This is a genomic window from Ferrovibrio sp., assembly GCF_025869515.1.
Classification (GTDB): domain Bacteria; phylum Pseudomonadota; class Alphaproteobacteria; order Ferrovibrionales; family Ferrovibrionaceae; genus Ferrovibrio.
In genome coordinates this window covers 66,139-75,738 of record NZ_JAOZVR010000038.1, presented here as the reverse complement: position 1 = coordinate 75,738, position 9,600 = coordinate 66,139, and the positions used below count along the sequence as shown (strand labels likewise).

Annotated in this window: 11 protein-coding genes; 9 read left to right on the top strand and 2 right to left on the bottom strand. The window is 63.6% G+C overall.

Going from position 1 to position 9,600, the window contains the following annotated elements; translation table 11 throughout:
- Together OJJ21_RS05485 and OJJ21_RS05480 are read left to right on the top strand one after the other, a co-directional pair.
- The coding region (locus OJJ21_RS05485) for an SDR family oxidoreductase (protein ID WP_297683945.1) at positions 1–142 on the top strand (142 nt) is incomplete at its 5' end.
- Between the two features lie 11 nt (positions 143–153).
- Positions 154–666: a 2,4'-dihydroxyacetophenone dioxygenase family protein gene (locus tag OJJ21_RS05480; protein ID WP_297683939.1), complete on the top strand. Its 513-nt coding sequence runs from the start codon at positions 154–156 to the stop codon at positions 664–666.
- Between the two features lie 23 nt (positions 667–689).
- Here OJJ21_RS05480 and OJJ21_RS05475 read toward each other — a convergent pair whose 3' ends face one another.
- Positions 690–1,925, bottom strand: a complete 1,236-nt coding sequence (locus OJJ21_RS05475; RefSeq protein WP_297683937.1) for an amidohydrolase family protein — start codon at positions 1,923–1,925, stop codon at positions 690–692.
- A gap of 129 nt (positions 1,926–2,054) precedes the next feature.
- Between OJJ21_RS05475 and OJJ21_RS05470 the strand changes: the two genes are divergently transcribed.
- The gene (locus tag OJJ21_RS05470) at positions 2,055–2,492 is read left to right on the top strand and encodes a nuclear transport factor 2 family protein (protein WP_297683935.1); all 438 of its coding nucleotides are present in this window, start codon (positions 2,055–2,057) and stop codon (positions 2,490–2,492) included.
- A 5-nt stretch (positions 2,493–2,497) separates the two neighbouring features.
- Here the strand turns inward: OJJ21_RS05470 and OJJ21_RS05465 are convergent, their stop codons facing one another.
- Complete coding sequence (locus OJJ21_RS05465; protein WP_297683933.1) at positions 2,498–3,247, bottom strand: GntR family transcriptional regulator; 750 nt, start codon at positions 3,245–3,247, stop codon at positions 2,498–2,500.
- Between the two features lie 182 nt (positions 3,248–3,429).
- Here OJJ21_RS05465 and OJJ21_RS05460 point away from each other — a divergent pair, with 182 nt between their 5' ends.
- From OJJ21_RS05460 to OJJ21_RS05435, 6 genes are all read left to right on the top strand, one after another.
- Positions 3,430–4,290 carry an ABC transporter ATP-binding protein gene (locus OJJ21_RS05460; RefSeq protein ID WP_297683931.1) on the top strand — a complete coding sequence of 287 codons (861 nt, stop codon included), beginning with the start codon at positions 3,430–3,432 and terminating at the stop codon, positions 4,288–4,290.
- A 2-nt stretch (positions 4,291–4,292) separates the two neighbouring features.
- Positions 4,293–5,066 carry an ABC transporter permease gene (locus OJJ21_RS05455; RefSeq protein ID WP_297683929.1) on the top strand — a complete coding sequence of 258 codons (774 nt, stop codon included), beginning with the start codon at positions 4,293–4,295 and terminating at the stop codon, positions 5,064–5,066.
- Positions 5,067–5,115: 49 nt separating this feature from the next.
- Positions 5,116–6,141: an ABC transporter substrate-binding protein gene (locus OJJ21_RS05450; RefSeq protein WP_297683927.1), complete on the top strand. Its 1,026-nt coding sequence runs from the start codon at positions 5,116–5,118 to the stop codon at positions 6,139–6,141.
- Between the two features lie 22 nt (positions 6,142–6,163).
- Positions 6,164–7,600, top strand: coding sequence for an amidohydrolase family protein (locus tag OJJ21_RS05445; RefSeq protein WP_297683926.1), 1,437 nt, complete (start codon positions 6,164–6,166; stop codon positions 7,598–7,600).
- Positions 7,601–7,742: 142 nt separating this feature from the next.
- The gene (locus OJJ21_RS05440; protein ID WP_297683925.1) at positions 7,743–8,849 is read left to right on the top strand and encodes an aldose epimerase family protein; all 1,107 of its coding nucleotides are present in this window, start codon (positions 7,743–7,745) and stop codon (positions 8,847–8,849) included.
- A complete protein-coding gene (locus OJJ21_RS05435; protein ID WP_297683923.1) occupies positions 8,846–9,568 on the top strand; it encodes a GntR family transcriptional regulator in 723 nt (240 codons plus the stop codon). The genes OJJ21_RS05440 and OJJ21_RS05435 overlap by 4 nt, the downstream gene beginning before the upstream one ends.
- Positions 9,569–9,600 lie beyond the last annotated feature (32 nt).

Genomic DNA, 9,600 nt, shown 5'->3' with positions numbered 1-9,600 from the left:
GGTCATTCTAGACCGCACACCGATGGGTCGCTGGGGCACGCCGGCCGATGTTGCCAGGGCGGTGCTGTTTCTGGCATCCGACCAGGCCGATTTCATCACCGGCGTTATCCTGCCGGTCGATGGCGGCTATGCCGTAATGTGAGGAGTCATGTGATGACCGATACCGGCCGTATGCCCTACCAGTTGCCGTTTCCGCCGGAAGCGGCTAACGAAATCGTCATTCCGTCCCCCATTCCGGAGGATGAACGCGTCTGGGTTCCGCAAGCGGATGGCGTGTGGTTCCGGCCGCTCTGCCTGAACACGCGCCAGGGCTACTGGGTCAATCTGCTGCGTGTGCGGCGTGCCGGCGTCCTGAGTCGCCATCGCCATCCCGGCCCGGTGCATGGCCATGTCCTGCGCGGGCGCTGGCATTATCTGGAGCATGACTGGGTGGCGACCGCGGGATCCTACGTCTTCGAGCCCCCGGGCGAGACCCACACCCTGGTGGTGCCTGAGGACTGTCAGGAAATGATCACGCTGTTCCACATCACCGGCGCGATGATCTATGTCGATCCCTGGGGCAAGGTGACCGGCTACGAAGATGTGTTCAGCAAGATCGAGATGTGCCGCAAGCACTACGACTCGTGCGGTCTGGGTGGCGCTTTCCTGGATCAGTTTATCCGATAGGCCGGTTTTATCCGCCAGGTCGGTCAGCCGCGCAGCAGCTGTGCGGGTTCGCGGCGCACGGTCTGCCGGCCATGCTTGAACACCATCACGGGTTCGGCCAGTTCGGCCAGCGCATCGCTGCGGCTGAGGCTGTCGAGCACGACAAGGTCGGCCGGGTTGCCGACCGCGATGCCGTAATCGGTCAGCTTCATCAGTTTGGCCGGCAGATGCGTGACGAGGTCGATGCAGCCGCCGAAATCACCCGGTCCCACCTGGGCCACGTTGGCATAGAAGTTCGCCATGCGCAGCAGCGAGGCATCGCCGAACGGCGTGAACGGATTCAGCACGTTGTTGGTGGCGATCGAGCAGGTTACGCCCTGCTGCACCAGACGATGCGCCGCCGTCAGGCCGCGCGGTACGTTGTGCGTGATATCGCGTCCGGTAAGGTACAGATCGGTGGATGGCAGCACGGTGAGCGCCACGCCGCTTTCGGCCAGCAGGCTTGCGGCGGAGGCGAACTGCTCGGGCGGCAGGGCCGACAGCTTGGTGACATGGCCGATGGCGACGCGGTTCTGATAGCCGTGCCCGCGCGTCTGGCGGCAGATGTCATCGAGATGGCGCCAGGACGGATCGAGATCGAAATCGAGATGGAAATCGAGATCGACATCGAAATCGCCCGCGATGGCGAAGAGCCGCGCGATCTGTGTCTGGGGATCGCTGTCGGTATAGGGGCAGCCGCCGAGCAGGTCGGCGCCGGCCTTCAGCGCGGCGACCAGCAGTTCCTCCGTACCGGGGTCGTTGGTCAGGCCTTCCTGCGGGAACACGCAGATCTGCAGCTCGACTGCCCAGGCATAATCGCGTTTCAGCGCGCGGATGGCCTCGAAGCTGCGCAGCCCTGCGCGCGGATCGACCTCGACATGGGTGCGCATCCGCGTCGTGCCCTTGACGATGGCTTTTTCCAGCACGCGGGCGCCGCGCGCATAGACATCCTCCACCGTGAAATCGCGCTTCAGCGCGGAGACGGCGCGGATCGCATCGCTGAGGCTGCCATGATCATGGCAGCAGCGGCCGAGCAGGCAGGCCTTGTCCAGATGCACATGGGTATCGACGAAGCCGGGCAGCACGGCCCGGCCGCCGGCATCCAGCACCGGTCCGGCCGCGTCGGGCAGGGAGCCCAGGCTGGCGATACGGCCCTGGCGGATACCGATATCCGTGGGCGCGGCATCGTCGGCCAGCCGGGCTTGGCGCAGGACCAGATCGAAGGGAGCGTCGTGAGACATGCCGGTTTTCAGTCCGCCGTTTCCAGCTTGCGTGCAAAAGAAGTATGCTTATAGTTATCATACTGTATGCACTTTGTAGGCGGCGGGACGGCTGGATGCAAGACCCGTCATTCGGACAGGAGCCGGACTGTGACTTCCATCGCCCAATGCCAACCCGCGACGGTTACCGCGCCTGACACTGTCTTCGATGCCGAGATCGTGCGGGCCTATCTGGAGGCCTCGATGGCGCCGGATCCGGATCTTGCCGCCACCTATATGCAGCCCGGCACCAGGATCGTCTTCACCGGCGGCCGTGTCTTCGACCATCCGCGCGGGCCGACCGGCTTCAATGCCGGCCGCTATCGCTGGGTGAAAAAGCGCATGGATCGGTTCGATGTCTGTCCGGGCGAGGACGAGACGGTCGTCTACAGTATCGGCACGCTCTACGGCGAATGGCCAGACGGCACCGCCTTCGAAGGCAACCGGTATGTCGACCGCTTCGTGGTGCGCAACGGCAAGATCGTCGCCATGGATGTGTGGAACGACAGCGCCGAGCGGATTCTCACCCGTCACGGCATCACGGCCTGAATTCCTCAGGCGGCAGCGCTGCGCTTTGGCTTGTGCGGTGCCGCCTCGCCGTCATCGGCATAGGGTGCCAGGATATCGACGAGATCCCTGGTGCGTGGCTTGGTCGGCGCCACCAGTGCACGATTGGCAACGGAATCCAGATGGTGATGCATCATCGTCATCACGTCTTCGGTCCTGCCTTTGGCCAGTGCATCGATGATCGCGCGATGCTCGGTGATGCCGCAGTCCGATGAATGCGGCCGACTGAAAGTCGACAGCGTCAGACAGCAGCGATAGGCGACCTCGCTGACATAACGGATCAGGATCGGACTGTTGGTCATCTGCGCCAGCAGGATATGAAATTCGGTCGCCAGCCGGATTGAAACGGCATCCGGGCCATTGCGCGCGGCATCTTCCTGGTCGACATGCGCCTGCAATTCTGCCAGCTGCGCCTTGCTTAGCTGCCCGGCCAGCTGCCGCACCACCAGGCGTTCCAGCTCCATGCGCACATCGAAAGTGTTGCGCGCTTCCTGCCAGCTCGGTGTTTCCACCACCGCGATGCGGTTGCGGCGCAGCTCGACCAGGCCTTCCGCCGCGAGTTGGCCGAGTGCCTGGCGCGCGATGGTGCGGCTGACACCGAAGCGTTCGCCCAGCGCGTCTTCCGGCAGCTTGGTGCCGGGTTCCAGCGCCTGTTCGATAATGGCGCGACGCAGGGCACGGCAGATGGTGCCGACCTTGTCGCTTGCCGGTTCACGCTGCCTTTTGGCACTGTTCATGGCCACATCGCTCTGAATCCACTGATCTGTGCCGGCCTATTATGTATGCACTTTAAAAGGCAGGGTGCATAACAAAACGCCGCATAATCGTACTGAAAACCATACTGCCGGTATGGAAAAGGGTCAATACGGGGCCGGAAAGGCTGGCATCGGGATTGCATACACTTTCCTTGATGAACAGCATGCAGACCCTTGGTCAGGCCGCGCAGCCTTCCGTCATCCTGGCGGACGAGCCGTTGCGCGCCATCGAGCTCTCCGCCGCCACCGTCACCTTCGGTCGCGGCGACAAGGCGGTGCCGGCCCTGTCGGAAACGTCGCTGCGCATCGCCGATGGTGAATTCGTCGCCCTGGTCGGTCCGTCGGGTTGCGGCAAGTCCACCATCCTCAGGCTGGTCAGCGGCCTGGTGCAGCCGACCCGCGGCGTGGTGATCGTCGGCGGTCGCGAAGTGGCGGCCAAGGCGCTGCGTATCGGCATGGCCTTCCAGAATCCCACCCTGCTGCCCTGGCTGACGATCGAGCAGAACGTCATGCTGCCGCTCAGGATCGTGCAGCCCTTCCGCGCGCGCTATCGCCGCGAACGCCGCACCACCTTCCGCGACAAGGCCCATGCCCTGCTGGGCCAGGTCGGCCTGAAGGGGTTCGCGTCCCGTTATCCCTGGCAGCTGTCGGGCGGCATGCTCCAGCGCGCCAATCTGTGCCGCGCCCTGATCCACGAGCCACGCATGCTGCTGCTGGATGAGCCTTTCGGTGCGCTCGACCAGTTCACCCGCGAGGAATTGTGGTCGATCCTGCAGGATCTCTGGCTCGCACATAAGCCGACCGTACTGCTGGTCACGCATGACCTGCGCGAAGCCGGTTTCCTGGCCGGCCGTATCTGCGTGATGAGTGCGCGGCCCGGTCGCATCATCGATGACAGTCCGGTCGATTTTGCCCGGCCGCGCACCATCGCGATGACCTTCGAGCCGGAATTCGTGACGCTGAACCAGCGCCTGCGCGACCTGATCGTCCATACGCGCTCCCTGCCTGCAGAGAGGGAGAACTGACCATGCCGGCCAACCTGCGCCAGAAAATCTGGTCCTTTGCCCTGATCGTGCTGTTTTTCGGCGGCTGGGAAGTCTTCTGCCTGGCCAGCGGCATGTCGGATCTGATCCTGCCGCGCCCCTCGCAGGTCTTCGAGACACTGTACAACCGCTTCCCGGTTCTGTGGCCGCATATCATCCGGACAATCTCGACAACGTTGGGCGGCTTCGCGCTCGGCGTGGCGCTCGGCGTGGTCCTCGGCGCGCTGATCGGCGTGTCGCGCGTCGCCTACGACACCGCCTATCCGCTGCTGATCGGCTTCTCGTCGATTCCGAAGGTCGCCGTGGTGCCGATCTTCGTGCTGTGGTTCGGCTCCGGCGAAGTGCCGGCCATCCTGACCTCGATCGCGATCTGCTTCTTCCCCATCGTGGTCAATATTGCCACCGGACTGGCAACCACCGAACCGGAGCTGGAAGACGTGCTCAAGGTCTGGGGCGCCAGCAAGTTCGACATCCTGTGGAATGTCGGCCTGCCGCGTACCATGCCGTTTTTCTTCGCCTCGCTCAAAGTCGCGATCACCTATGCCTTCGTCGGCACCGTGCTGGCCGAGACCGTGGCGTCCAACCGCGGCATCGGCAACGTGATGATGAGCGCATCCTCCAATTTCGACGTGCCACTGGTTTTCGTCGGCCTGTTCATTCTCGCCGGCCTTGGCGTCCTGCTCTACGTCGTCTTCTCGCTGGTCGAGGGCCGCGTCACCGGCTGGGCTACCCGCAAGAACGACATCGCGGCGGCCTGAGCGCCGCAGGGAATTTTCACCAACTGGGTTTCACACGAGGAGAACAGACATGTTTTCGAGACTGACAGCACTGGTCATGGGCGGCATGCTGATCGCCGGTTCCGCCATGGCGCAGGATACCAACATCAAGTTCACCCTGGGCTGGAAAACCCAGGGCAGCGACGCGCCCTTTCTGCTGGCGCTGGAAAAGGGCTACTTCAAGGCCGAGGGCCTGAACGTGGTCATCGACCAGGGCGAAGGCTCCGGTGCCACCGTCACCCGCATCATGTCGGGCGCTTATGATGCCGGCTTTGGCGACGTCAATGCGATCATCCAGAATGCCTCGACCCGGCCGCAGGATGCGCCTGTCATGGTCTACATGCTGTGGAACCAGCCGCCCTTCACCATCGTCACCAAGGCGAACAGCGGCATCAACTCGATCAAGGATCTGGAAGGCCGTACGCTGGGTGGGGCGCAGGGCACGCCGACCACCCGCCTGCTGCCGGTCTTCATCCGCAAGAACAATCTCGATGCCAGCAAGATCAAGATTTCCAACATGGCGCCGAACCTGCAGGAGCCGATGCTGATCAAGGGTGACATCGACGGCGCCCTGGTCTTCAATATCACCAGCTATTTCAACCTCGTGCTGAACCGCCAGGATCCGGACAAGGATTACAAGTGGTTCACCTTCGGCGATTACGGCATGGATCTGTACTCGAACGGCATGATGGTGTCGCGCAAGCTGATCCAGTCCAACCCGAAGGCGGTGGCCGGCATGGTACGTGCGGTCAACAAGGCGATGCTGGAAGTTGCCAAGGACCAGAAAGCGGCCATGGTTGCCATCATGAAATATGACAATCTGGTCAACGAGCAGGTCGAGAAGCGCCGCCTGCAGTATTCCTTCGACACGCTGATCGTCTCGCCCGAGATGAAGGAAATCGGCATCGGCGATATCAAGGATGACCGTATGGCCCGCGCCATCGGCATCGTTGTCGAAGGCTACCAGCTTGAGCGTGCCCCGGCGGTATCGGAAATCTTCTCGCGCGACTTCCTGCCCTCGCGCAAGGATCGCGAATTGACCTATACGAAAAACTGAGAACCCGGCCAGGAGGCTATGCATGGATCGCGTTCATGCCGCCAGCCTCTTCAGCGGCCCTGAAACAGGCCTGAAATCTGACGCCGTCCTCTCATATGAGGGCGGCGTCATCACGTCTGTCACCAAGGGCGAGCCCGGTCCCGCAGGCCGCCGCCTGATCATTCCAGCCCTGGTCAATGCCCATGACCATGCGCGGCCCACGGCTTCGTCCTTCGGTGCCACCAACATGCCGCTGGAAACCTGGATCCTGCGCTCGGTGCTGGGTACGCCGCCCGATCCCTATCTGGCGGCTGCCGTTTCGCTCGGGCGCAATGCGCGCGCCGGCTGTGGCGCGATGATGGTGCATTACACCCGTCCCAGCGGCACCATGGGAATGGTGGAAGAGGCGCAGGCGATTGCCCGGGCCGCCGGCGATGTCGGTATCCGGCTTGCTTTCGCACTGGCGGTGCGCGACCAGAATCCGCTGGTCTATGGCGATGCCGCCGATGTCCTGCAGTCCCTGTCGCCGGCCGACCGCGCTGTTGTCGAGCGGATGTTTCCAAGCCGGCTGCTGGCGCCGCAGGACTATCTGTCGCTGGTGGATGAGATTGCCGCTGCCATCGCCGGACCGATGGTGGATGTGCAGTTCGGACCGGCCGGTGTGCAGTGGTGTTCGCGGCCGCTGCTGGAGGCCATTGCCGAACATTCCGCCCGCAGCGGCCGACGCATCCATATGCATCTGCTTGAAACCGTGTATCAGCGGGCCTGGGCCGACCGCGCCTTTCCTGACGGCATCGTGCGCTACCTGAAGGATATCGGTTTCCTGTCCGAGCGCCTGACGCTGGCGCATTGCATCCATGCGCGGCCGGACGAGCTTGATATGATCGCCGAAGCCGGTGCCCGCATCGTCACCAATTTCAGTTCCAACCTGCATCTGCATTCCGGTCTGGCGCCGATTGCCGATGCGCATCGGCGTGGCTGCGGCATTGCCGTCGGTGTCGATGGCGTGGCGCTCGACGAGGATGACGACGCGCTGCGCGAAATGCGTCTGGTGCAAATGGCGCATGATGGCGTCGGCTTCGAACGGACCTGGAGCCGCGCCGAATTCCTCGGCCTGGCCATCCGCAATGGCCGCCGTGCCACCGGAGCGCCGGGAGATGGGTCACTGGTGGCCGGTGCGCCGGCCGACTTCATCACGCTCGATCTCGACCGGCTGGACCGCGATGCGCTGATGCCGATCGATCCGCTCGATCTGCTGTTTGCCCGCGGCAATGCCTCGCATGTCACGGAGGTGGTCGTCGCCGGGCGGGTCGTGATGCGTGACGGCGTGGTGGCCGGGATCGATCTGCCGGTGCTGGAGGCCGAATTGCGTGCCGCTTACCGCAAATCCCTGCCGGCCCATGTCGGGCTGCTCTCGGCCTGGCGACCGCTGGAAGGCGCCATCGCGCAGTGGTATCGCGCGGGCTGCGATTGCGGATAATTGAGCGGTATAATTGTACTATATCAATAGTTTAATTGAGAAATCCCAAGGCTGCTGAAGCTCAATATTTGGGGTTGACGCTAATATATTAGTATTCTAATGCTCTGCTCAGGCGCCCACGGAGAGGCAGCCTGGGAGGATCATGACCCGCACCGGATATGCCATCAGGCCCGATGCCGTGCAGCCTGTGCTGCGCGCGGATTATCGCGGCACCGTCGACGGCAGGGCAGTGGACCTGTTCACCCTCACGAATGCCCGCGGCATGACTGTGCGCGCCACCAACTGGGGCGCCAGGCTCGTGCAGATCGTCGTACCCGATCGTGATGGCCGTCCGGGCGATGTCGCGCTGGGTTACGACACGCTGGCGGAGGCGCGGGCCGGCCAGCCCTCGATGGGCGCGTTCATCGGCCGCTATGCCAACCGCATTGCCGAAGGCCGGCTGGTGCTGGACGGCCAGTTGCACCAGCTGAGCCGCAATGACGGTCCGAATCATATCCATGGCGGCAGCACAGGCAGCCGCTTCGCGGTCTTCGACGCCTCGCAGCCCGATGCCGCCACGTTGCGCCTGCGCTATCGCTATGCCGATGGTCAGGACGGCTATCCCGGCAATCTCGACTCGGAAGTGGACTATCACGTCAGTCCGGCCAACGAACTGGTGATCCGTTACCGCGCGCGGACCGACCGCACCACGGTGGTGAATTTCACCAGCCATGTTTTCTTCAACCTGCGCGGCGACGCCGGTGATATTCTCGATCACAGCCTGACGGTCCATGCCGATGCGACCACGCCAGTGGATCCCTCGATGCTGCCCACCGGCGAAATCCGGCCGGTGCGCGGCACGCCCTTCGACTTCACGCAACCGATGGCTGTCGGTGCGCATATCGATGATGTCGACATGCAGCTGGTGCAGGCCGATGGCTACGACGTGAATTATGTGCTGCGCGACTGGGACGGCAGCCTGAAACAGGCCGCACGTCTGGCTGATCCCGCCAGCGGCCGGGTGATGGAGGTTTTCACCACCGCGCCCGGCCTGCAGCTCTATACCGGCAATCATCTGGCCGGTGCGGTGCCGCGCGATCGCGGCAAGGGCGGGCGGGTTTATGCAAGGCGCCACGGGCTCTGCCTGGAACCGCAGCATTTTCCGGATTCGCCGAACCAGCCGCATTTCCCCGGCACTGTGCTGGAAGCCGGCGCGGAGTATGCCGGCTGCATCGTCTACAGGTTTTCCGTCGACAGGATCGCGTCATGAGTCAGGTGCGCGCACAGACCGCCGCGATGCAGGTGCACGACCGGCTGCGGCAGGAGATTGTCACGGCCGTGCTGCCACCGCGGGCGCCGCTGTCGGAACAGGAGCTGACCGCGCGCTTCGGCGTATCGCGCACGCCGATCCGCGAGGCGCTGCTGAAGCTGGCCGAGGAAGGCCTGGTCGATATCTATCCGCAGCATGGCTCTTTCGTGTCGCCGATCCGGCTGACCGACGTTTACGACGCCCAGTTCGTGCGCGAGTCGCTGGAGTGTTCTGCCATCGCGCTGGCCGCCGAACGGATCGATGCCGAACAGTCGCGCCAGCTCAGTGCCGTCCTCGATCGCCAGAATGCTTTCCACAAGGTCGGCGACAACGACCGCTTCTTCGACGCCGACGAGGAGATGCATGCCACGCTGATGGCGATCGCCGGTCATGCCCAGGTCTGGCGCCAGGTCGAAAGCGCCAAGGCGCAGATGGACCGCGTGCGTCACCTGACTGTGCGCCGGCCACTGAAACGCAATGCCGTGCTGACGGAACACCAGGCCATCATCGACCGCGTTCTGCAACGCGATGTCGTTGGCGCGGTGGAAGCCCTGCGCACGCATCTGCGTGGCGTGTTCCAGTCGGTGCAGGTTCTGGTGGCTGAGAATGAAGCCTATTTCGCCACCGATACCGAAGCGTCGCCACCGTTGCGCGGCCGTTCAGCCGGGCACCGGCGATGAAGCGGCGGAGGTTCTGTAAACACATGTAGCCG

Excerpts from the sequence above, each read along its gene's own strand:
- OJJ21_RS05480 (WP_297683939.1), top strand. The coding sequence starts at position 154 with ATGACCGATACCGGCCGTATGCCCTACCAGTTGCCGTTTCCGCCGGAA.
- OJJ21_RS05475 (WP_297683937.1), bottom strand. The coding sequence starts at position 1,925 with ATGTCTCACGACGCTCCCTTCGATCTGGTCCTGCGCCAAGCCCGGCTG.
- OJJ21_RS05465 (WP_297683933.1), bottom strand. The coding sequence starts at position 3,247 with ATGAACAGTGCCAAAAGGCAGCGTGAACCGGCAAGCGACAAGGTCGGC.
- OJJ21_RS05460 (WP_297683931.1), top strand. The coding sequence starts at position 3,430 with ATGCAGACCCTTGGTCAGGCCGCGCAGCCTTCCGTCATCCTGGCGGAC.
- OJJ21_RS05455 (WP_297683929.1), top strand. The coding sequence starts at position 4,293 with ATGCCGGCCAACCTGCGCCAGAAAATCTGGTCCTTTGCCCTGATCGTG.
- OJJ21_RS05450 (WP_297683927.1), top strand. The coding sequence starts at position 5,116 with ATGTTTTCGAGACTGACAGCACTGGTCATGGGCGGCATGCTGATCGCC.
- OJJ21_RS05445 (WP_297683926.1), top strand. The coding sequence starts at position 6,164 with ATGGATCGCGTTCATGCCGCCAGCCTCTTCAGCGGCCCTGAAACAGGC.
- OJJ21_RS05440 (WP_297683925.1), top strand. The coding sequence starts at position 7,743 with ATGACCCGCACCGGATATGCCATCAGGCCCGATGCCGTGCAGCCTGTG.
- OJJ21_RS05435 (WP_297683923.1), top strand. The coding sequence starts at position 8,846 with ATGAGTCAGGTGCGCGCACAGACCGCCGCGATGCAGGTGCACGACCGG.